Origin of the sequence: Mycoplana rhizolycopersici (assembly GCF_013378445.1) — a bacterium.
In the GTDB taxonomy this organism is placed as follows: Bacteria; Pseudomonadota; Alphaproteobacteria; order Rhizobiales; family Rhizobiaceae; genus Mycoplana; species Mycoplana rhizolycopersici.
The window spans coordinates 44,633-64,992 of the sequence record NZ_JABXYK010000001.1; the positions used below are offsets into that span (position 1 = coordinate 44,633).

Here is a 20,360-nt window from a genome sequence, read left to right on the forward strand (position 1 = left end):
GCGGCGCGAGGGAACCCTCTGCGCGCAAGGACTTGCGCGCGCTGGATGCCGGATCAAGTCCGGCATGACGGGATGAACAAGATTGTCGCGCGCCGGTCCGAAGGGAACCGTTGAGCGCAAACAGATAGGGAGACATCATCATGGCCATTCTTCTTCTGGCTGATCACGACAACGCCCATCTTTCCGACCAGACCGCCAAGGCGCTGACGGCGGCAACGAAAATCGGTTCCGACGTGCATGTCCTCGTCGCCGGTGCAGGCGCAAAGGCTGCGGCCGACCAGGCGGCCAAGCTTGCCGGGGTCTCCAAGGTGCTCGTCGCCGAGGACGCAAGCCTCGAAAACAACCTCGCCGAACCGCTGGCGGCCCTGATCGTCCAGCTGTCCGGCGCCTATGACGCGATCCTCGCCGCCGCCACCTCGGTCGGCAAGAACGTGATGCCGCGCGTGGCAGCGCTGCTCGACGTCGCCCAGGTCTCGGAGATCGTCGAGGTGGTTTCGCCCGATACCTTCAAGCGGCCGATCTATGCCGGCAACGCCATCCAGACGGTGCAGTCGACCGATACAAAGAAGGTGATCACCGTGCGCACGGCAAGCTTCGCCGCCGCGTCCGAAGGCGGCTCGGCTGCCATCGAGACCGTTTCGGCCGCCGCCGATCCGGGCCTGTCCAGCCATGTCGGCGATGCGCTGTCCTCGTCGGACCGCCCCGAGCTGACGTCGGCCAAGATCATCATCTCTGGCGGCCGCGCGCTCGGCTCGGCGGAGAAGTTCAAGGAAGTGATCCTGCCCGTGGCCGACAAGCTCGGTGCCGCCGTCGGCGCCTCGCGCGCTGCCGTCGACGCAGGCTACGCGCCGAACGACTGGCAGGTCGGCCAGACCGGCAAGGTCGTCGCCCCGCAGCTCTACATCGCCTGTGGCATTTCCGGCGCCATCCAGCATCTCGCCGGCATGAAGGATTCGAAGGTCATCGTCGCCATCAACAAGGACGAGGAGGCGCCGATCTTCCAGGTCGCCGACTACGGCCTCGTCGCAGACCTCTTCGAGGCCCTGCCGGAACTCGAAAAGGCACTCTGAGCGGTTGCGCGACTGCGGCACCGGCGACGAATAATCGCTGGCAAAAAACGTCGCACCCCATTATCACTTCACCGGGTCGACATTCGTCGGCCCGGTTTTCTTTTGGGCTTCGGCCAGTCGGTGAGCGGAAAATGAGCACGATCAGGAATGTCGGTATCGTCGGAGCGGGCCAGATGGGCTGCGGCATCGCACATGTCTGCGCCTCTGCCGGCTACAAGGTCCAGATGTACGATCTTTCGATGGAGCGCATCGAGGCGGGCCTTGCGACGATCCACGGCAATCTGGCAAGGCAGGTATCCTCCGGCAAGATGACCGACGAGCAGCGCAAGAGCGCGCTGTCGCATATCAAGGGCTCCAACGACGTCAATGACCTCTCCCAGGCCGACCTCGTCATCGAGGCCGCGACCGAAGACGAAACCGTCAAGCGCAAGATCTACGGACAGGTCTGCCCGGTCCTGAAGGCCGACGCGATCCTCGCCACCAACACCTCCTCGCTTTCCATCACCCGGCTTGCCTCCGCGACCGACCGTGCCGAGCGTTTCATGGGCATCCACTTCATGAACCCGGTCCCCGTCATGAAGCTGGTGGAACTGGTTCGCGGCATCGCCACCGAAGAGGAGACCTTCAAGACCGCCAAGGAATTCGTGGCGAGCCTCGACAAGACGGTTACCGTTGCCGAAGACTTCCCGGCATTCATCGTCAACCGCATCCTGCTGCCGATGATCAACGAGGCGATCTATACGCTCTACGAGGGTGTGGGAACGGTGGATGCTATCGATACCGCCATGAAGCTCGGCGCCAACCACCCGATGGGTCCCCTCCAGCTTGCGGACTTCATCGGCCTCGACACCTGCCTCTCGATCATGCAGGTGCTCTATGAAGGCTTGGCGGACTCCAAGTACCGACCCTGTCCGCTGCTTGTGAAGTATGTCGAGGCCGGCTGGCTCGGACGCAAGTCCGGGCGCGGCTTCTACGACTACCGCGGCGAAGTGCCCGTCCCCACCCGCTGATACCCGCTCCGTTTACGTCGCGCATTTTCGCCGGCACGCCTGGAGCGAAAAGATTTTCGCCGTATGCGCCCGTGATTGGTGACTGATTTCTCGGAAGCCCGCGTTCTCCCCGCTAGTTTGCTGACAGACAACGCACATGCCTTCCGGAGAAACATCACAATGAAGCGCCTTCTTCTGATCGGTGCCGCGCTCGCGGCCCTGGCGGCCCCGCTTTCGGCAAACGCTGCAGACAAGCTCCTCAACGCCTCCTACGACATCGCCCGCGAGTTGTTTGCCGCGGAGAACGAGGCCTTCGTCAAGCAGCATCCCGGCGTCACCGTCGATCAGTCGCATGGCGGCACGTCGAAGCAGGCGCGCGCGATCGTCGAAGGCCTCGAGGCCGACGTCGTCACCTTCAACCAGGTCACCGACATCGACTTCCTCGTCAAGAACGGCTTCGTCGCCGAGGACTGGCAGAAGAAATTCCCGAACAATGCCTCGCCGTTCTATTCCTTCCCGTCCTTCCTCGTTCGCGCCGGCAACCCTAAGAACATCAAGGACTGGGATGACCTCGCCCGTGACGATGTGAAGGTGATCTTCCCCAACCCGAAGACCTCCGGAAACGCCCGCTACACCTATCTCGCCGCCACCGCCTACGCGAAAGAGAAGTTCGGCGGCGACGAGGCAAAGGTGAAGGAATTCGTCACCAAGATCTTCGACAACGTCCCGGTCTTCGACACCGGCGGACGCGCCGCCACCACCACTTTCGTCGAGCGCGAGATCGGTGACGTCATCATCACCTTCGAGGCCGAGACGAAGGCGATCGCCAAGCAGTACGGTACCGACAATTTCCAGCAGGTGGTTCCCTCCGTCAGCCTGCTCGCCGAGTTCCCCGTCGCCATCGTCGACAAGGTCGCCGAGAAGCACGGCACGCAGGAACTGGCAAAGAACTATCTCGACTTCCTCTATGCGCCGGAAGGCCAGAAGATTGCCGCGGAGTTCGGCCACCGCGTCCTGGACGAAAAGGTCGCAGCCGAATTCAAGGACCAGTTTCCGGAGATTCGCCTCGTGAAGGTTGAAGACGTTTTCGGCGGCTGGCCGGAGGTTTCCAAGGAGCATTTCTCCGAAGGCGGAATCCTCGACAGCATCTACGGCAACCGATAAACACCACATCAGTGTCGATCCGGGCCGGCGGGCGAAAACCCGCCGGTCCTTCGTTTGCGAAAGGACGATGATAGTGAAACGGCGCGTTCTGCCCGGCCTGCCACTCTCGCTGGGAATCACGCTTGTCTATGCGGCGATCATCATCGTCCTGCCGCTGATAGCACTCGTCTTCAAGGCAGCCAGCCTCGGCCCGGCCGACTACTGGCGCATCATCTCGTCGGACCGGGCGGTGGCGAGCTATGTCGTGACGATCTCCTGCGCTTTCGTCGCGACCGTCTTCAACCTCGTCTTCGGTCTGGCGCTGGCCTGGGTGCTGGTGCGCTACCGTTTCCCCGGCCGGCGCATCATCGATGCGCTGGTCGACTTGCCCTTCGCCCTGCCGACCGCCGTCGCCGGCATTTCTCTGACCACGCTTTTTGCCGTCAATGGCTGGTTCGGCGGGCCACTGTCCGCGCTCGGCATCAAGGTCGCCTATACACCGCTCGGCATCATGATCGCCATGGCCTTTACCAGCCTTCCCTTCGTCGTCCGCACCGTCCAGCCCGTGCTGGAGGAACTCGACCCGACACTGGAGGAAGCCGCGCAGACGCTGGGCGGCAGCGATCTCTCGATCTTCGCCCGCGTCGTCCTGCCGCTTCTGACGCCTGCCCTCCTCGCCGGCGTATCACTTTCCTTCGCCCGCAGCCTCGGCGAGTTTGGCGCCATCATCTTCATCGCCGGCAACCAGCCGTTCGAGACGGAGATCACCGCCCTTCTGGCCTTCATCCGCCTGGAAGAATACGACTACCCGGCCTCCGCCGCGATCGCTTCCGTCATGCTGATCGCAGCCTTCGTCATGCTCGCCGTGACGAACCTGCTGCAGGCGCGCGCCCTTCGCTATACCGTGAGAAACTGACCTGATGGCAAAGCACCTCTCCGGCCGCCGCCCGCCGCGTATCGGCGATGCCCCGAATTTCCGCCGCGCACTCATCGGCATCGTTCTCTTCTTCGTGGCGGTCGTCGTCATCGCACCGTTGGCCGTGATCGCGTCCCACGCATTTTCCAAGGGCCTGCCCTATTTTGCCGCCGCGATCGCCGAGCCGGATACGCGGCACGCGATCATGCTGACGGTGATGACCGCCCTGATCGCCGTGCCGATCAACACCGCCTTTGGCATTGCCGCCGCATGGGCGATCACCAAGCACGACTTTCCCGGCCGGCGGCTGCTTCTGATCGTCATCGAAATCCCCTTCTCGATCTCTCCGATCGTCGCAGGCGTCTCCTATCTCTTCGTCTACGGCCTGCAGGGCCTGTTCGGCCCGGTGCTGGAAGCAGCCGAACTGAAGATCATGTTTGCGCTGCCGGGGATCGTGCTTGCCAGCATGTTCGTAACCGCCCCCTTCGTCGCGCGCGAACTGATCCCGCTGATGCAGGCGCAGGGACGCGACCTGGAGGAAGCGGCAACCTCGCTCGGCGCAAGCGGCTGGCGCACCTTCTTCACGGTGACGCTGCCCAACATAAAGTGGGCGCTGCTCTACGGCGTCGTGCTCTGCAACTCGCGCGTGATGGGCGAGTTCGGCGCCGTCTCGGTGGTTTCGGGCAATATTCGCGGCCAGACGAACACGCTGCCGCTGCACATCGAACTTCTCTATCATGACTACGACGCCGTCGGCGCCTTCGCCGCGGCCTCGATCCTCGCCACGCTCGCCGTCATCACCCTGGTGGTGAAGGTGGCCCTGGAGCGGCAGGGTGCGGGTCGCCGCAGCCGCCCGGCTTCCCTTGCCGGCAACGATAGCCTTTCGGAGGTCAAGCCTTGAAAATCCGCCTCGACAACGTCGTCAAGACCTTCGACACCTTCCGCGCCGTCCATGGCGTGTCGCTCGACATCGAAAGCGGCGAACTGCTCGCCCTGCTCGGCCCGTCCGGCTCCGGCAAGACGACGATCCTGCGCATGGTCGCCGGCCTCGAATATGCCGATGGCGGCCATATCTATTTCGGGACCGAGGACGCGACCGACATTCCCGTGCGCGAGCGCGGCGTCGGCTTCGTGTTTCAGCACTACGCGCTGTTCCCGCATATGACCGTTTCGGAAAACATCGCCTTCGGCATGAAGGTCTCGAAGGTAAAGCGCTCGCCCGAGGCCATCCGCAAACGGGTCGAGGAGCTTCTGGCGCTGGTGCAGCTTTCCGGTCTCGGCGAGCGTTTCCCGGGCCAGATCTCCGGTGGCCAGCGCCAGCGCGTCGCACTCGCGCGCGCACTTGCCGTCGATCCGCGTGTGCTCCTGCTCGACGAGCCCTTCGGCGCGCTCGACGCCAATGTCCGCCGCGACCTTCGCCGCTGGCTGCGCAAGATCCACGACGAACTGGGCATTACCACGCTCTTCGTCACCCACGACCAGGAAGAAGCGCTCGACCTTGCCGACCGCGTCGTCATTCTCGACAAGGGGACGATCGTCCAGCAGGGCACGCCCGAGGAGGTCTGCCGAAATCCGGAAAACGCCTTCGTCATGCGTTTTCTGGGCGACGCCAACAGCCTGCCGGCGACCATACGCGACGGCATGGCCTACGTGCAGGACGTGGCCTATGATGCGGCGGGTATGGCAGACGGAACGGCGGAAGTGTTGTTTCGCCCAGCCGACGTGGCCTGGCGCGAGGACGGCCACGGCGTGCCGGCGCAAATCGTCCGCGTTCTGGACCGGCCGGATTCACGCCGCGTGCTGGCCAAGACCACCGGCGGCCAGTCGATCGAGTTCGATACCGCGCCGGAATTCCCCCACCGCAAGGGCGAGGCCGGCTTCATCGACATCCGCCGGCCGCGCATCTACAAGAACGGCTGATTGCCACCCGTCAGGCGGCAGGTGTCAGGCGTCCGGGGACGCAGCGACGGCGGCCCGGATCAACGCCTTGGCATCGTCGCTGTCCCAGGCGGCGGGACCGTTCATCGCGGAGACGAGGCAGCCCTTCTCGTCCATCAGCAGCGTCACAGGCAGGCCGAAGGCGAGCCCTTCCTTCTTCAGCGCATTGAAGACGCCCATCGAGCTATCGCGATAGTAGCCAAGGTCGTGCACCCCCGTTTCATCGAGGAAGGCCTTCGGCTTCTCGTCGGTCCCGGTGTCGATGTTGATCGCCACGACCTCGAAGCGATCGCTTCCGAGCTCCTTCTGCAGCGCGTTCAGCGCCGGCATCTCCTCGCGGCACGGCACGCACCAGGTCGCCCACAGATTGACCAGCAGCGTCTTGCCGGCGAAGTCTTCGATCGTGCGCTTCTGCCCGTCGGGACCCTCGAAGGTGAGTGCCGGCAGCGGGCGGGGTTCGTCCACCGCCATCATCGCGGCGACCTGTCCGGCAAACAGCGGCGTCAGTGCCGCAGCCGTGTCCCGCGCCAGGGGGCACTGCTTGCCGCCGGCCGCAGCCGTCGCATCCTGCCCGGCATTGCCAGACCCGCTCTCCATCACGTATACCGCTGCCGCACCGGCGAGGATTCCGGCAAGCGCGGCCACCGCGATTAATTTTCTGGCCGGGCGGCCAGGCTTCTTCTCGACTGTCATTTCATTCTCCAGGATAGGCAATCCCATGGCTGACGAAAAATCTGAGACCCAGTCCTCGAACCAGATGTGGGGTGGCCGTTTCGCTTCGGGCCCGGATGCGATCATGGAGGAGATAAATGCCTCGATCGGCTTCGACAAGAAGCTCTATGCCCAGGACATCCGCGGCTCGATCGCGCATGCGACCATGCTCGCCCATAAAGGCATCATTTCCGCCGATGACAAGGACAAGATCGTCGCAGGGCTTCAGCAGATCCTGTCGGAGATCGAAAGCGGCGCGTTCGAATTCTCCCGCAAGCTGGAAGACATCCACATGAATGTCGAGGCGCGGCTCGCGACCCTGATCGGCCCCGCCGCCGGTCGTCTGCATACCGCCCGCTCGCGCAACGACCAGGTGGCGCTCGATTTCCGCCTCTGGGTGAAGGAAGAGCTGCAGAAGACGGAGAAGATGCTGTCGGCGCTGATCGCCGCCTTCCTCGACCGCGCCGAAGAGCATGCCGAGACCGTCATGCCCGGCTTCACCCACCTGCAGACCGCCCAGCCCGTGACCTTCGGTCACCACTGCATGGCCTATGTGGAGATGTTCGGGCGCGACCGGGCCCGCGTGCGCCATGCGATCGAACACATGGACGAGAGCCCGATCGGCGCGGCCGCCCTTGCCGGCACCGGCTTCCCGATCGACCGCCACATGACCGCCAAGGCGCTCGGCTTCCGCGAACCGACCCGCAACTCGATCGACACCGTGTCCGACCGCGACTTCGCGCTGGAATTCCTCTCCATCGCCGCGATCGCCGCCACGCACCTGTCGCGCCTCGCCGAGGAGATCGTCATCTGGTCGACTCCGCAGTTCGGCTTCATCCGCCTGTCGGACGCGTTCTCGACCGGTTCCTCGATCATGCCGCAGAAGAAGAACCCGGACGCAGCCGAACTGGTGCGCGCCAAGACCGGTCGCATCAACGGCTCGCTGGTCGCTCTCCTGACGGTGATGAAGGGCCTACCGCTCGCCTATTCCAAGGACATGCAGGAGGACAAGGAGCAGGTCTTCGATGCCGCCGAGAACTTGGAGCTTGCGATCGCCGCCATGACGGGCATGGTTCGCGACATGACGGTCCGCACCGACCGGATGAAGGCAGCCGCCGGTTCGGGCTACTCGACGGCGACCGATCTGGCCGACTGGCTGGTGCGCGAGGCCGGCCTTCCCTTCCGCGATGCTCACCACGTCACCGGCCGCGCAGTGGCGTTGGCCGAGCAGAAGGGGTGCGAGCTATCCGCGCTCTCGCTCGACGAGTTGCAGGCGATCAATCCCGCAATCACCGAAAAGGTCTATGACGTGCTGACCGTCGAGGCGTCTGTCGCAAGCCGCACCTCGTTCGGCGGAACCGCGCCGGCAAACGTCCGCCAGCAGATCGCCTGGTGGCGCGAGCGCAACTGAACGGCGACGGATCACCGCTTGTGCGATTCATGAGAAGAATCAGGGTGCACAAACGCATCCCGCTTCTGCTAAGTGTTGCACACCCAATCGAGACCGCTTTCGGAGCCGCGAACCGCATGACATTCAAGACCACTGCCAGGCTGGCCTTCGTCCTTGTTCTTTCGGCGACGGTGATTTCGGCCTGCGGCCGCAAGGGTGATCTCGAAGTGCCCGGCGCGGCATCCAGCAAGCCGGCCGAAAAGGGCAAGAAACAGCAGGTCGAGGACAGGCCCTTCCTGCTCGACCCGCTTCTCTGACGGAACAGACACGTGAACCATTTCGAATATCGCGACGGCGTTCTCTATGCGGAGGACGTGCCCGTTCCGGAAATCGCCAAGGCGGTCGGCACGCCCTTCTACTGCTACTCGACCGCGACGCTGGAGCGCCATTTCAAGGTGTTCTCCAAGGCTTTCGAAGGCGTGGATGCACTGGTCTGCTACGCCATGAAGGCCAATTCCAACCAGGCGGTGCTGAAGACGCTTGCCCGCCTCGGCGCCGGCGTAGACGTGGTCTCCGAAGGGGAACTGCGGCGCGCGCTCGCAGCCGGCGTGCCGGCGCAGCGCATCATGTTTTCCGGCGTCGGCAAGACCCCGCGGGAAATGGACCTTGCGCTGGAAGCCGGCATCTACTGCTTCAACGTGGAATCGGAACCTGAACTGGAGGTTCTGAACGCCCGCGCGGTGAAGGCCGGCAAAAAGGCCCATGTTTCCTTCCGCATCAATCCCGACGTCGATGCGCGTACCCACGCCAAGATCTCGACCGGCAAGAAGGAAAACAAGTTCGGCATCACCTGGGAACGGGCGCGTGCCGTCTATGCCCGCGCCGCCGAATTGCCGGGCATCAAGGTGACCGGCATCGACATGCACATCGGCAGCCAGATCACCGAGTTGCAGCCCTTCGAGGATGCCTTCCGGCTTCTGCGGGAACTGGTGCAGACGCTGCGTGCCGACGGCCACACGATCGATCACGTCGATGTCGGCGGCGGCCTCGGCATTCCCTACAGGAGCGATAATTCTCCCCCGCCGCTCCCCGATGCCTATGCGCAGATCGTCAAGAACGAGCTTCAGGGCCTGGATTGCCGGATCGTCACCGAGCCCGGCCGCCTGATCGTCGGCAATGCCGGCATTCTCGTGACGGAAGTCATCTATGTGAAGGACGGCGGCGAGAAGACCTTCGTCATCGTCGACGGTGCAATGAACGACCTGATCCGGCCGACGCTCTACGAGGCCTGGCACGAGATCCGCCCGGTCGTGATTTCCGCCGCCAACGCACCGCGTATCCGCGCCGACGTCGTCGGCCCCGTGTGCGAGACGGGCGACTATCTCGCGCTCGACCGCGAGATGGCGATGCCCAAGCCGGGCGAACTCATCGCGGTCGGTTCGGCCGGCGCCTATGGCGCAGTCCAGGCCGGCACCTACAATTCGCGTCTCCTCGTGCCCGAGGTCCTGGTCAGGGGCGGCGAATTCCACGTCATCCGCCCGCGCCGGACCTACGAAGAGCTTATCGGCCTCGATTCCGTGCCGGACTGGCTCGCCTGAGGCAGGGTGTGAGGAGGGCGTCAGGCCGGGCGACCGCTCCGGCCGGGCGGATCGCATATCCTCCGTCCCCTCTCCGCAAAGTGATCACGATTTTGCGCGCGCCCTCGCCTTCGCCACAAAGGATGTTATCCTTGGGGTTCAATGGCCGCGTAGCGTGCCGTCTGCAAGCCTGCGCGAATCGAGGATGAATGCACGAAGACGCCGAAAACGCCTCCGGCATGGATCATAGCGGCAGCCTTGCGGCACGCCTTCGCCGCAAGCGCGCGCTGGCGCGTGCGGTCTTGTTCACTGAACGCCTCCTGCCGAAACTGCTGCCGGTGGCACTTCTCGTCGCGACTTTCCTTGCGCTGACCTGGTTCGGCTATTTCCGCTACGTGCCGGCATGGCTGCATCTTGCGACGCTCGGCGGCTTTGCACTCGCGCTCGCAGTGCTGGCCGCCCGGCTGCGGCACGCCGCCTGGCCGCAGTCCGATCAAGCGGACCGGATGCTTGAGCAGCGAAACGGCCTCTCCCATCAGGCGATCCAGGTGCAGGCGGATCATCCCGCCGGCGGCGGGCCCGTCGCCGACGCGCTTTGGCGCGAGCACCGGATCCGCATGGCCCGGACGATCGGATCGCTCCAGTCCGGCCTGCCGCGCCCCGATATTGCGCGCTTCGACCGGTACGGTCTCCGCGCGATCCCGGTCCTGCTGGTCGTCATCGCCTTCGCGTTCTCGTACTCCAACCGTGCCGGCCTTCTGACCGACGTCGTCCACCTGCACCAGCCGACAGAGGACAGGCCTGACGTCCGCATCGACGCCTGGGTCACTCCGCCGGCCCATACCGGTCGTGCGCCGATGTTCCTGACCGGCACCGCGGAACCGGCGGAAGGACCGTTGCGGATACCGCAATTCAGCGAGTTGACCGTGCGGGTAACCGGCGGCGACCTTACGGGCGACGTCATCTATCGGCCGGACGGCGAAGAGGCAGCCGTCATCCGCCCCGAACAGCCGGAGACCAACGGCGAGAAGCCCGAGGCCGGCGGCAAGACCACGACCGCCGCTCCCGCAAACGCCGAGCCGCCGCAAGCTGTGGACAACCAGCCCAAGACCCTGCGCTACAAGATCCTGAGGGACGGCACCCTGTCGCTCGACGGCCGGGAATGGGCCTTCAGCGTCATACCCGACCACGTCCCCGAGATCGCCTTTGACGGCGTGCCCCGCAGGACGGTCGCCTCGGCGCTCGAGATCAGCTTCATCGCCAAGGACGATTACGGCATTCAGCAAGCCCGTGCGGAAATCGTGCCGGTTGACGAGCCGGCGAAGGACGCGCGCCCCCTGTACCCGGCGCCGGAATATCGCCTCGACCTTCCTCGCCGCAACGCGCGTGACGCGAAGGGTACGACGAGCCGCAACCTGAGTGAGCACCCGCTGGCCGGCAAGCGCGTCCGCATCACGCTCGTTGCACAAGATGCCGCCGGACAGGAAGGTCGCAGCCAGCCGCAGGAGATGGTTCTGCCGGCGAGAGCCTTCTTCGAACCGCTGGCAGCCGCCGTGGCCGAACAGCGCCAGACCTTCGCGCTCGATGCCAATCAGCTGCCGCGCGCGATTGCGCTCAACGAAGCGCTGATGCTGCGCCCGGAGGAGACGATCCCCAACCCGGTTCATTTCCTGCTGATCAAGTCGGCGCAGGAACGCATGCGGCTTGCCCGCAACGACGATCAGTTGCGCGAGACCGCCGATTATCTATGGGAAATCGCGCTCGGCATCGAGGACGGCAACCTCTCGCTCGCCGACCGCCGCCTGCGCGAGGCGCAGCAGGCACTCTCCGAAGCGCTGGACCGCAACGCCTCCGACGAGGAAATCGCCAAGCTGATGCAGGAACTGCGCGAGGCCATGCAGGCCTACATGCAGGAACTGGCCCGCCAGGCGCAGAAGAACGGCCAGATGCAGCAGAACGCGCAGCAAGGCCAGATCCTGCGCCAGCAGGATCTGGAACGCATGATGGACCAGATCGAGAACCTCGCACGCTCCGGCGCGAGGGACCAGGCCCAGCAGATGCTTTCCGAAATGCAGCGCATGCTCAACAACCTGCAGGCGGGACGGCGTCCGCAGCAGCAGGGTCAGCAGTCGGATGCGATGCGTCAGCAGATGGACAAGCTCGGCAAGCTGATGCAGGAGCAGCAGAAGCTGATGGACCAGACGTTCAACTTCGATCAGGCGCTGCGCGACCGCATGCAGCGTGGCGATCCGCTGCCGGGCGAAGAGGATATGTTCGGCGACCCCGGTGACGAGGGCCAGCAGCAGCAGGGGCAGTCACCGACCGACGAGATGACGGAAGAGGAACTGCGTCAGGCCCTGAAGGATCTCAAGGCCCAGCAGGAGGCGCTGTCCAAACAGCTTGGCGAACTGCAGAAGGGCCTGAAGGACATGGGTATCGAACCCGGCGAGGGCTTCGGCCAGGCTGGCCGCGAGATGGATGGTGCCGCGCAGTCGCTCGGCAAGGGCCAGGGCGAAGCGGCCGTCGGCAGCCAGGGACGGGCGCTGGAGGCCCTTCGCCAGGGCGCCCAGGACATGATGAACCAGATGCAGGCCATGGGGCAGGCCGGCGAAGGCCAAGGCCAGCCGCAGATGGGGCGAAACGGCCGCGATCCCCTCGGACGCGAACGTCCCGATACCGCGGAAGGGCCCGATTACGACGGTCGCACCCGCGTTCCCGAAGAGATCGACATCCAGCGCGCCCGCGAGATTCTCGAAGAGATCCGTCGCCGTCTTGGCACAGGCAGCGCACCGGTGATGGAGCGCAACTACCTGGAACGTCTGCTCGGAATCGAATGACGGCAACTCAAGTCCATCCCGGTGCCGGCGACTTTGCCTCGACACCGGGATTGAGCGCCGCCGGTCCGAAGTTGACGACCATTTCTTCGGCACATTCCCCCTATGAAAGGATCAAGGATGAAGGGCGGCGTCTGGCTCAACGAGCCCGCGAGATGGAGCGAGAACAAGGGCGTTGTCGAAGTGATCACGGATCGCGGAAGCGATTTCTGGCGCGAGACGCACTACGGCTTCACGCGCGACAGCGGGCATTTTCTCGGCTTTCGAACGGGCAGCGCCTTCACTGCGCAGGTGCGCGTGCGAGCGGGATACGAGGCGCTCTACGACCAGGCAGGCATCATGGTTCGAGTAGACGAGGCACGCTGGGTCAAGGCGGGCGTCGAGCTGTCGGATGGGCAGGCGATGCTCAGCAGCGTCCTGACCGATGGGCAATCCGACTGGGCGACGGCTGCCTGCCCCTTCGACCCGTCAGATTTTCGAATGCGGGCAACCGTGCTGGACGGCATCTTGCGCTTGCAGGTCTCGGTCGATGGCAAGCGGTGGCCGCTCCTCCGTCTGGCACCCTTTCCGGTCGCACCATCCTACCTCGTCGGCCCGATGTGCTGCACGCCGGAGCGCGCCGGGCTCAAGGTCGAGTTTTCCGAGTTCAGCCTGTCAGCTCCGCTCGGGAAGGACCTGCACGACCTCAGTTGAATTCATGCAGCCAACGCGCGGGCGACGGCGGTACGAATATCCGGCAGGCTGAAGGGCTTGGCGAGCACGTCGACGATCTTCTCGGCAAGATCCTCCGCGCGCTCGCGCTGCTCGGCATACCCGGTCATCAGCAGGATCTTCAGGTCGGGATGCGCCTGTGCGGCGCGATGGGCAAGCTCGATGCCGTCCATGACCGGCATGCGGATATCGGATAGAAGCAGGTCGAACCGGCTCTCCGCCAGCGTTTCCAGGCCCTGTGCACCGTCGGCCGCTTCGACTGTCTCGTGCCCGTCGAGCCGCAGCGCCCGCGCAACGAAGATACGAAGCGAATCCTCGTCTTCCGTGATCAGAATTCTCGCCATGGTCTTCCCTTCGAGCCGTCCATCCGGCCCTGTCCGTCGGGCGCAAAACGCGCCGCTGTTAGCGCTGCCCCGTGCCAGAAAAGACCAGAGTTTCGTTTGCGATCGGTAAACGGCGCGAAGGGAAATCGGGGGCCGGCTATTCGGCGTCGCCCGTCACTACCCCGACGAAGGGCAGTTCGCGGAAGGCATAGGCCACGTCCATGCCGTATCCGACGACGAAATGATCCGGGCACTCGAAGCCCACATAGTCCGCCTCCAGGTCCGCCTGGCGCTTGACGCGCTTGTCGAGCAGCACGGCGATCGTGACGTGATTGGCACCGCGTTCAAGCAGAAGTTCCTTCGCAAACTGCAGGGTACGACCGGATTCCAGAATGTCGTCGATCAGCAGGATGTCGCGGCCGTGGACGTCGCTGTCGATGTCCTTGACGATCTTGACGGTCTGCGACGTCGTCCCCTTGCCGTAGCTGGAAAGGGTGATGAACTCGACCTCGGGCGCAAGCCCTGTCGCATGCATGGCGCGGATCAGGTCGGCCGCGAAGATAAAGGAGCCCTTCAGGATCGAGATCACCAGCAGGTCCTTCGTCGGACCCGATTTGATCTGCGCGGCCATCTCCGAATTGCGCCGCGCGATTTCCTCGGCGCTATAGAGCGTTTCGATTTTCTTCCCGCGCACTACTTGCATCGCGACCTGGCTCCCTACGGCGTTTCGGCTTGCGGCATCAGCCGCTCCCGCTGCCGCATAGCACAATCACCGTTGCAACGCATCCTCGGACATAAGCGAAACCGCGACTTTCGGCAGTCCTGCGCCGGTATGCGGGATCTTCAGCGCAAAGGGGCGGCTCGCCCCGGCCGGCATGCTACCTTCGGCGATCTCGATCCGGTGCCGCGCGGCCCCCTTGCCGCCGCCGATGATGTCCACGACGATCGGCGGCACGGCGCGTTCCTCGCGCGACAGGTTTTCCAGCGTTCCGTAGATGGAAAGCACCTTCATCCCGTCCCGGTCATCAAGCGTGTAGGTGACGCCGCCAATCTGGAGCCGGCCGGCCTCGCCGCCGACGGAAAAGACGGTTGCCAGCGCCGAAAGCCCGCCCGCAAAGAAGAACGCGCCGGCGACGCTGCCGGCCACGACCGTTCCGAACGCGCGCGCCGGCAGGATCTGCAGAGCCTGTTCCATAAGCCGGACCGCCCGAATCAGCCCCTTCGCCGCCATCTTTGCAGCACATGAAGCGAAGCCCTGCAGCGCCGATTTTCCGCGCCGAGAATTGTCGTTGCGCGCAAAACCCCGCGGTGACGCTGGAGAATCCATCACGACGACGAAATCGGCATCGACGATCTCAGGCACATGCCGGGGCGGAGCGGGGTTTTTCCTTCGCCTGCCGGGCTCCGGCGGCAGGAGATCGATCGGGACGCTTCTCTCGCGCCTTGCGCCGAATGCTGTCATGGCGGTGCTCCTGTCGTGCTCGTCCGACGAGTTTCACCCGCTAAAAGTCGGGCATTGAATCGATTGCTTACCAAACGTAAACCATACTGGTTAATGCTTCGGAAACCGGCCTTGGATGGGCCTTGATTCCGTGCCATCGGCAAGATGCGAATGGCGCGTCACGCGCGCGAAGACGAAAACCGGATTGTCCCTTTGATACACTTCGAGAATGTCGGCCTGAGATACGGGATGGGTCCGGAAGTGCTCCGCGACCTCACTTTCGACATTCCGCGCCGTTCCTTCCAGTTTCTGACCGGGCCCTCGGGGGCGGGAAAATCGACGCTCCTGAAGCTCCTGTTCCTGTCGCTGCAGCCCACGCGCGGGCTGGTGCGAACCTTCGATCGCGACATCGCCACGATCCCGCGCGACGAGCTGCCGATGCTGCGGCGCCGGATCGGCATCGTCTTCCAGGACTTCCGCCTGCTGGACCATCTGACGACCTACGAGAACGTCGCTCTGCCGTTGCGCGTGCGCGGCAAGGAGGAGGCGAGCTATCGCGCCGACGTGCTCGATCTTTTGAAATGGGTCGGCCTCGGCGAGCGGATCAACGTCCTGCCGCCGGTGCTTTCCGGTGGGGAGAAGCAGCGCGCGGCCATCGCCCGCGCCCTGATCGACCGCCCGGAACTGCTGCTGGCCGACGAACCGACCGGCAACGTCGATCCGCCGATGGCCCGACGGTTGCTGAGCCTGTTCATGGAGCTGAACCGTCTCGGAACCGCCGTCGTCATTGCCACGCACGACCTGTCGCTGATGGATCAGGTGGATGCGCGGCGCATGATCCTCTCGCAAGGGCGGCTTGACATCTATGAGTGAGGCAGCCGCACGCCCGCAACCGCAAGAGGGCAACCAGAAGCGCCCGGAGATGCGCGTGCGCCCGACCGCGCCCATCGTGCCGCCGGCCAATGTCTCCGGCAATGCGCTGATGTTCGTGATCGCCATCATGGCCTTCCTCGCCTGCCTGACCTATGGGGCGGTGAGCATGGTGCGGGCGACGGCTGCAAGCTGGCAAAGCCAGATTTCCCGCGAGATTACCATCCAGATCAAGCCGGACGACGGCCTGGACATGGAGGCGGCGCTGCGCGACGCCCGCGATCTGGCGCTCACCTTCACCGGCACGAAGGACGGCCAGATCGTCGACCGCGCCGCAACCGCCAGGCTGCTTGAGCCTTGGCTCGGCGAGGGTCTCGACCTGGACGAACTGCCGGTGCCGCGGCTGGTCATCGTCACCATCGACGAGCAGAACCCGCCCGATTTCGGCGCGATGCGGCAGGCGCTAATGGAAACCATCCCGCAGGCCTTTCTCGATGATCACCGCACCTGGGTGAACAGGCTGGTCACCATGGCGAGGACGACGGCCTGGATCGGCATCGGCGTCTTGATTCTCGTCTTCTCCGCCATGATTCTGACGGTCGTCTTCGCCACCCGCGGCGCTTTGTCAGGCAACCGCCACATCATCGAGGTGCTGCACTTCGTCGGCGCTGAAGCCGGGTTCGTCGCCTCCGAATTCCAGAAGCATTTCCTGAAAATCAGCCTGAAAGGCTCCCTTGCGGGCGGCGCGCTGGCGGCAATCGTCTTCGCCATCGCCGGATACTGGCAGAACCGCACGCTGGCCACGCCGGAAAGCGACCAAGCCACCGCCCTGTTCGGAAACTTCTCCGTGGGTCTGAGCGGCTATCTCGGCATTGCCGCCACGATGATCGTAATCGCGCTGCTGACGACGCTGACGGCGCGCTTCACCGTCATGCGCACGATCTTCGAGATCGACCGCATCCGCTCCGACCCCGCGCGCACCGATGACCTGCCGGACACATGACCCGGACCGGCATCGCACGTCTACGGACTCGTCCTTGCCGCAATCCCGGGTTAAATAGAAGAATCATGGCCACGATAGACGAAACGAGAAACCTGACGCAGAAGGACGGGCACGCGGCGCGCAAGCGCTGGCGGTTTCGCCCGATTCGCCGGTTTGTCCGCGCGTTCCTGGTGTTCCTGCTCATCTTCTGCGGCAGCATGATTGGAGGTTTCCTGTATTTCGCAGAAACCATCGCCGCCATGGAAACGCCGAGAAACCCGCGCGCGGACGCGATCGTAGTCTTGACCGGCGGCTTCCAGCGCATCGATCAGGCGATCGGACTTCTGAAGCAGGGCGCGGGCCAGCGTCTGCTGATTTCCGGCGCCAATCCGAGCACGTCCGGCACGCAGATCCGCAAATTCACCCAGAGCTCGACCAGCCTGTTCGATTGCTGCGTCGACATCGGCTATGACGCGATGGACACGATCGGCAACGCCAACGAGACGGCGCAGTGGATCAGCGACCATGGCTATCGCACCGTTCTGGTGGTGACCAACAACTACCACATGCCGCGCAGCCTGCTGGAACTTCGGCGCAGCGATGCCGAGACGGAATTCGTCTCCTACCCCGTGATCAATTCCGACCTGAGGCACGGCAGTTGGCTCGGCGAGCCGCACGTGATGAAGGCGATGCTTTCGGAGTATGTGAAATACTCCGCCGCGCTCGTACGCGGCATGATCGGCGCGGGCACGGCGAGCGGCCTGCGCCGTGATGCCCAGACCCATGCCGCACTTGTGGAAGAGAACTGAGCAGCCCGGTTTCCGGCGCGAAAAATATCGTGTAGTCAGGCTTACCTTCGTAACAGAGCCCTTGCCTGATGATCGTTCTGCGCTCCATCCTTTTCAACATCGCCTTCTATCTCAACCTGATCGCGCAGATGGTCTTGCTGACGCCGGCCTATTTTCTGCTTCCGCGCAAGAAGGCCTATGTCATCGCCAAGAACTGGGCGCGCAGCAATCACTGGCTCTTCGCCAAGATCGTCGGCGCCACCTTCGAGATCGAGGGTCTGGAGAACATTCCGAAGGAACAGGGCTACATTTTCGCGCCGAAGCACCAGTCGTTCTGGGACGCCTATGCGCTTTTGCCCTGGCAGGACGATCCCTTCTACATTCTCAAGCGCGAGTTGACGTGGATCCCGCTGTTCGGCTGGTACCTTATCAAGCAGCGCATGGTGCCGGTCGATCGCGGCGCGCGCGGCAAGGCGATGGCGGCGGTGATGGAACGCGCCAAGGCCGAGATGAGAAGCGGCCGCCAGCTCATCATCTATCCCGAAGGCACGCGCCGCCCGCCGGGCGCGCCGCCGGAGTACAAATACGGCATTGCCCGCCTCTACCGCGACCTGCAGGTGCCTGTCCTGCCGGTCGTCATGCATCCGGGCCTGTTCTGGCCGCGGCGCAAATTCCTGCGCTACCCCGGCCACTTCAAGGTTCGTATCCTGCCGCCCGTGCCCGCCGGGATGGATCCGGACGCATTTCTGGCCCACCTGATCGACGTGATGGAGACGGCGAGCGACAAGCTGCTTCTGGAAACCGTGGAGGCAAATCCGAACCTGCCGCTGCCGCCCACGGCAGCTTCCCGGGTGGCTGAGCTGCGCGCACGCCATGCCTGATGCGCCCCCGAACCTGATACGCTCCTGGGCCTGACACGTCCCCGGGCCTGACGCGCTCTCAGCCGCCGTTCACGAGACGATCGACCGAGCGTCCGACCTCTTCCAGCCAATGGTCGCGGATGCCCATCTCGCGCAGATGGGCGAGCGTATTGGCAACGTATTCGGTATTAGGGCCGGACTTGCCCCGCGCAGTGCTGACGGTCGCCGCGGCGTCTTCCACCGACAGCGCCCCCGCATATTGATGGTGCGCCCGATCGATCACATAGGCGAGCGCCGGCTTGCGGATGCCGCCTGGGAGCGTGACGGGGAGCGTGCGTTCCTTGTAGACATGTGTGACGAGTTCGCGCTCACGCAGATAGTCGAGCACGGCATTCCATCGCTGCGGCGCCACGCGAAAGGCGATGCCGCGGCAGGAACCGCCGCGATCGAGCCCGAGGACGAGCCCCGGCTGCTCCGGCGTCCCCCTGTGCACCCAGGAGCGCACGCAAAGCGAGCGTCGAAAGCCGTGCAGGCGGGCAGGCTGGCTATCCTCGATCTCGAACCCCGGATTCCACATCAGCGAGCCGTAGCCGAAAACCCAAAACTCTTGCGTGTCCACCGCGCCTTACCGTTTCCACCTGAATGCCGCCGCAATTGCCGGCTCTCTGCCACCTTCGGTGCAATCTAAAGCGGATACCGAAAACTGCGAAGCGGTTTTCGGTCAGAATTCGCGATAAAACAAACAACTACAACTGCGAATCGGCCGGGCACCCCTCCATCGTCCCGGTCCCAATTCCTTCCGTCTTACGGAGAGCAAGCATGCAAACGACGAACGGGGCTACGACATCGCGCATCGCCCGCAGATTCTGGCTTCTCGGCCTGGGCATCGTCCTGTTCGTCGCGGCCTACACGGCAGCCTGGTTCTACGGCGCCGACCGCCTCGGCAAGTATGTCGGAAGCCAGATGTCGGATGCCGACGTGTCGGTTGCCTGCTCCGGGCTGGACGTGAAGGGATATCCCTTCCGCATCGGCGTCTTCTGCGACGCTGTAGGTATCGACGACAAGCGCACGGGCACGTCCGCAAGCTTCGGCGCCTTGCGCTCGGCAGCCCAGGTCTACCGTCCGGGCCATGCCGTCCTCGAAATCGACGGCCCCGCGCAGATCCGCGTCTCGCCGGATCTTGCCCTCACCGCGGACTGGGATCTCCTGCACGCCAGCGCGGTCGCCGGCACCGGCGGTCTCGACCGCACGTCGATCGCCCATGACGGATTGAGAGGGACGTTCACCGCAGGCAGGGCCGACGTCAACCTCGCGTTTTCCGCCCGCCACGGCGAAGCGCATGCCCGCAGGAACGACGAAGCGCTCGACGTCGCCCTTTCCGCCGACGGGCTTAACCTGAAGGTGTCCGACACCACCATACCGCAGGTCGACGTGGTTCTGGATGCGACGATCGCCAACGCCGCCGACTGGCTGAACGACGGGCCTCCCAGGACCGCGCCGCACGGCACGAAGGGAGAGCTTCACAACTTCAGTCTCGTGTTCGCCAACGGCAGCAATGCCGCGCTGTCCGGACCCTATGAAGTCGATGACAAGGGGCGGCTTTCGGGCAATTTTCAGGTTCAGTTGAAGGGCATCGACGAAGTCCGCGATGCCATCGCCGAGGCGTTTCCCGAGATTGCGGAGACCGCCTCGAGCGTTGCAAGCACCATCCGCAGCCTTTCCGGCGGCAAGGACGAGGCGAGCGTCAGGCTCCGGGTCAGGGACGGCGTCGTCTATCTGGGAATCATTCCGCTCGCCGCAATCCCGCCGCTTTGATG

At 64.3% G+C, this 20,360-nt stretch carries 21 protein-coding genes; 16 read left to right on the top strand and 5 right to left on the bottom strand.

Annotation, left to right across the window (positions count from 1 at the left end; all coding sequences use genetic code 11):
- Positions 1-140: 140 nt before the first annotated feature.
- The 6 genes from HV823_RS00235 (at position 141) to HV823_RS00260 (ending at position 6,038) form a co-directional block, all read left to right on the top strand.
- A complete protein-coding gene (locus HV823_RS00235) occupies positions 141-1,070 on the top strand; it encodes an electron transfer flavoprotein subunit alpha/FixB family protein (protein ID WP_176947743.1) in 930 nt (309 codons plus the stop codon).
- Between the two features lie 131 nt (positions 1,071-1,201).
- Positions 1,202-2,080 carry a 3-hydroxybutyryl-CoA dehydrogenase gene (locus HV823_RS00240; RefSeq protein WP_176947744.1) on the top strand — a complete coding sequence of 293 codons (879 nt, stop codon included), beginning with the start codon at positions 1,202-1,204 and terminating at the stop codon, positions 2,078-2,080.
- 159 nt (positions 2,081-2,239) lie between these two features.
- Complete coding sequence (gene cysP, locus HV823_RS00245) at positions 2,240-3,223, top strand: thiosulfate ABC transporter substrate-binding protein CysP (RefSeq protein ID WP_176947745.1); 984 nt, start codon at positions 2,240-2,242, stop codon at positions 3,221-3,223.
- A gap of 67 nt (positions 3,224-3,290) precedes the next feature.
- Entirely contained in the window at positions 3,291-4,118 is an 828-nt protein-coding gene (cysT, locus tag HV823_RS00250) for a sulfate ABC transporter permease subunit CysT (protein ID WP_176947746.1), read from the top strand.
- A gap of 4 nt (positions 4,119-4,122) precedes the next feature.
- A complete protein-coding gene (cysW, locus tag HV823_RS00255) occupies positions 4,123-5,019 on the top strand; it encodes a sulfate ABC transporter permease subunit CysW (protein WP_176947747.1) in 897 nt (298 codons plus the stop codon).
- Positions 5,016-6,038, top strand: a complete 1,023-nt coding sequence (locus HV823_RS00260; protein ID WP_176947748.1) for a sulfate/molybdate ABC transporter ATP-binding protein — start codon at positions 5,016-5,018, stop codon at positions 6,036-6,038. The genes cysW and HV823_RS00260 overlap by 4 nt, the downstream gene beginning before the upstream one ends.
- A gap of 24 nt (positions 6,039-6,062) precedes the next feature.
- Here the strand turns inward: HV823_RS00260 and tlpA are convergent, their stop codons facing one another.
- Complete coding sequence (gene tlpA / locus HV823_RS00265) at positions 6,063-6,749, bottom strand: thiol:disulfide interchange protein TlpA (RefSeq protein WP_176947749.1); 687 nt, start codon at positions 6,747-6,749, stop codon at positions 6,063-6,065.
- A 25-nt stretch (positions 6,750-6,774) separates the two neighbouring features.
- On the opposite strand from tlpA, the gene argH reads away from it, so the two are divergent.
- The 5 genes from argH to HV823_RS00290 all read left to right on the top strand — a co-directional run bounded on the left by argH (position 6,775) and on the right by HV823_RS00290 (position 13,261).
- Positions 6,775-8,178 (top strand): argininosuccinate lyase, encoded by a 1,404-nt coding sequence (argH, locus tag HV823_RS00270; RefSeq protein WP_176947750.1) that lies wholly within the window; start codon positions 6,775-6,777, stop codon positions 8,176-8,178.
- Between the two features lie 116 nt (positions 8,179-8,294).
- Positions 8,295-8,474, top strand: a complete 180-nt coding sequence (gene lptM / locus HV823_RS00275; RefSeq protein WP_176947751.1) for an LPS translocon maturation chaperone LptM — start codon at positions 8,295-8,297, stop codon at positions 8,472-8,474.
- Positions 8,475-8,486: 12 nt separating this feature from the next.
- Positions 8,487-9,755 (top strand): diaminopimelate decarboxylase, encoded by a 1,269-nt coding sequence (gene lysA, locus HV823_RS00280; RefSeq protein ID WP_176947752.1) that lies wholly within the window; start codon positions 8,487-8,489, stop codon positions 9,753-9,755.
- A 188-nt stretch (positions 9,756-9,943) separates the two neighbouring features.
- The gene (locus HV823_RS00285; protein WP_425487617.1) at positions 9,944-12,571 is read left to right on the top strand and encodes a TIGR02302 family protein; all 2,628 of its coding nucleotides are present in this window, start codon (positions 9,944-9,946) and stop codon (positions 12,569-12,571) included.
- 117 nt (positions 12,572-12,688) lie between these two features.
- Entirely contained in the window at positions 12,689-13,261 is a 573-nt protein-coding gene (locus HV823_RS00290; protein ID WP_246300585.1) for a DUF1349 domain-containing protein, read from the top strand.
- Between the two features lie 2 nt (positions 13,262-13,263).
- On the opposite strand, the gene HV823_RS00295 is transcribed toward HV823_RS00290, so the two are convergent.
- The 3 genes from HV823_RS00295 to HV823_RS00305 all read right to left on the bottom strand — a co-directional run bounded on the left by HV823_RS00295 (position 13,264) and on the right by HV823_RS00305 (position 15,064).
- Positions 13,264-13,623 carry a response regulator gene (locus HV823_RS00295; protein WP_176947754.1) on the bottom strand — a complete coding sequence of 120 codons (360 nt, stop codon included), beginning with the start codon at positions 13,621-13,623 and terminating at the stop codon, positions 13,264-13,266.
- 136 nt (positions 13,624-13,759) lie between these two features.
- Positions 13,760-14,305 carry a hypoxanthine phosphoribosyltransferase gene (gene hpt, locus HV823_RS00300; RefSeq protein ID WP_176947755.1) on the bottom strand — a complete coding sequence of 182 codons (546 nt, stop codon included), beginning with the start codon at positions 14,303-14,305 and terminating at the stop codon, positions 13,760-13,762.
- A gap of 66 nt (positions 14,306-14,371) precedes the next feature.
- Positions 14,372-15,064, bottom strand: a complete 693-nt coding sequence (locus tag HV823_RS00305; protein WP_176947756.1) for a hypothetical protein — start codon at positions 15,062-15,064, stop codon at positions 14,372-14,374.
- A gap of 192 nt (positions 15,065-15,256) precedes the next feature.
- On the opposite strand from HV823_RS00305, the gene ftsE reads away from it, so the two are divergent.
- From ftsE to HV823_RS00325, 4 genes are all read left to right on the top strand, one after another.
- Positions 15,257-15,916, top strand: coding sequence for a cell division ATP-binding protein FtsE (gene ftsE, locus HV823_RS00310; protein WP_176526802.1), 660 nt, complete (start codon positions 15,257-15,259; stop codon positions 15,914-15,916).
- A complete protein-coding gene (locus HV823_RS00315; RefSeq protein WP_176947757.1) occupies positions 15,909-16,916 on the top strand; it encodes a cell division protein FtsX in 1,008 nt (335 codons plus the stop codon). Before ftsE ends, HV823_RS00315 begins: the two co-directional genes overlap by 8 nt.
- A gap of 65 nt (positions 16,917-16,981) precedes the next feature.
- Positions 16,982-17,704 (top strand): YdcF family protein, encoded by a 723-nt coding sequence (locus HV823_RS00320; protein WP_176947758.1) that lies wholly within the window; start codon positions 16,982-16,984, stop codon positions 17,702-17,704.
- Positions 17,705-17,772: 68 nt separating this feature from the next.
- Complete coding sequence (locus HV823_RS00325) at positions 17,773-18,564, top strand: lysophospholipid acyltransferase family protein (RefSeq protein WP_176947759.1); 792 nt, start codon at positions 17,773-17,775, stop codon at positions 18,562-18,564.
- A gap of 58 nt (positions 18,565-18,622) precedes the next feature.
- On the opposite strand, the gene HV823_RS00330 is transcribed toward HV823_RS00325, so the two are convergent.
- Positions 18,623-19,162: a gamma-glutamylcyclotransferase gene (locus HV823_RS00330; protein ID WP_343051674.1), complete on the bottom strand. Its 540-nt coding sequence runs from the start codon at positions 19,160-19,162 to the stop codon at positions 18,623-18,625.
- Positions 19,163-19,362: 200 nt separating this feature from the next.
- Here HV823_RS00330 and HV823_RS00335 point away from each other — a divergent pair, with 200 nt between their 5' ends.
- Positions 19,363-20,358: a DUF2125 domain-containing protein gene (locus HV823_RS00335; RefSeq protein WP_176947760.1), complete on the top strand. Its 996-nt coding sequence runs from the start codon at positions 19,363-19,365 to the stop codon at positions 20,356-20,358.
- Positions 20,359-20,360: the final 2 nt, after the last annotated feature.

What these genes read in the sequence shown, in the direction of transcription:
- HV823_RS00325 (WP_176947759.1), top strand. Translation starts at nt 17,773, where the DNA reads ATGATCGTTCTGCGCTCCATCCTTTTCAACATCGCCTTCTATCTCAAC.
- HV823_RS00235 (WP_176947743.1), top strand. Translation starts at nt 141, where the DNA reads ATGGCCATTCTTCTTCTGGCTGATCACGACAACGCCCATCTTTCCGAC.
- cysP (WP_176947745.1), top strand. Translation starts at nt 2,240, where the DNA reads ATGAAGCGCCTTCTTCTGATCGGTGCCGCGCTCGCGGCCCTGGCGGCC.
- HV823_RS00320 (WP_176947758.1), top strand. Translation starts at nt 16,982, where the DNA reads ATGGCCACGATAGACGAAACGAGAAACCTGACGCAGAAGGACGGGCAC.
- cysT (WP_176947746.1), top strand. Translation starts at nt 3,291, where the DNA reads ATGATAGTGAAACGGCGCGTTCTGCCCGGCCTGCCACTCTCGCTGGGA.
- HV823_RS00315 (WP_176947757.1), top strand. Translation starts at nt 15,909, where the DNA reads ATGAGTGAGGCAGCCGCACGCCCGCAACCGCAAGAGGGCAACCAGAAG.
- HV823_RS00295 (WP_176947754.1), bottom strand. Translation starts at nt 13,623, where the DNA reads ATGGCGAGAATTCTGATCACGGAAGACGAGGATTCGCTTCGTATCTTC.
- HV823_RS00305 (WP_176947756.1), bottom strand. Translation starts at nt 15,064, where the DNA reads ATGACAGCATTCGGCGCAAGGCGCGAGAGAAGCGTCCCGATCGATCTC.
- HV823_RS00335 (WP_176947760.1), top strand. Translation starts at nt 19,363, where the DNA reads ATGCAAACGACGAACGGGGCTACGACATCGCGCATCGCCCGCAGATTC.
- lptM (WP_176947751.1), top strand. Translation starts at nt 8,295, where the DNA reads ATGACATTCAAGACCACTGCCAGGCTGGCCTTCGTCCTTGTTCTTTCG.
- HV823_RS00285 (WP_425487617.1), top strand. Translation starts at nt 9,944, where the DNA reads ATGCACGAAGACGCCGAAAACGCCTCCGGCATGGATCATAGCGGCAGC.
- hpt (WP_176947755.1), bottom strand. Translation starts at nt 14,305, where the DNA reads ATGCAAGTAGTGCGCGGGAAGAAAATCGAAACGCTCTATAGCGCCGAG.
- cysW (WP_176947747.1), top strand. Translation starts at nt 4,123, where the DNA reads ATGGCAAAGCACCTCTCCGGCCGCCGCCCGCCGCGTATCGGCGATGCC.
- HV823_RS00240 (WP_176947744.1), top strand. Translation starts at nt 1,202, where the DNA reads ATGAGCACGATCAGGAATGTCGGTATCGTCGGAGCGGGCCAGATGGGC.
- HV823_RS00290 (WP_246300585.1), top strand. Translation starts at nt 12,689, where the DNA reads ATGAAGGGCGGCGTCTGGCTCAACGAGCCCGCGAGATGGAGCGAGAAC.
- tlpA (WP_176947749.1), bottom strand. Translation starts at nt 6,749, where the DNA reads ATGACAGTCGAGAAGAAGCCTGGCCGCCCGGCCAGAAAATTAATCGCG.
- argH (WP_176947750.1), top strand. Translation starts at nt 6,775, where the DNA reads ATGGCTGACGAAAAATCTGAGACCCAGTCCTCGAACCAGATGTGGGGT.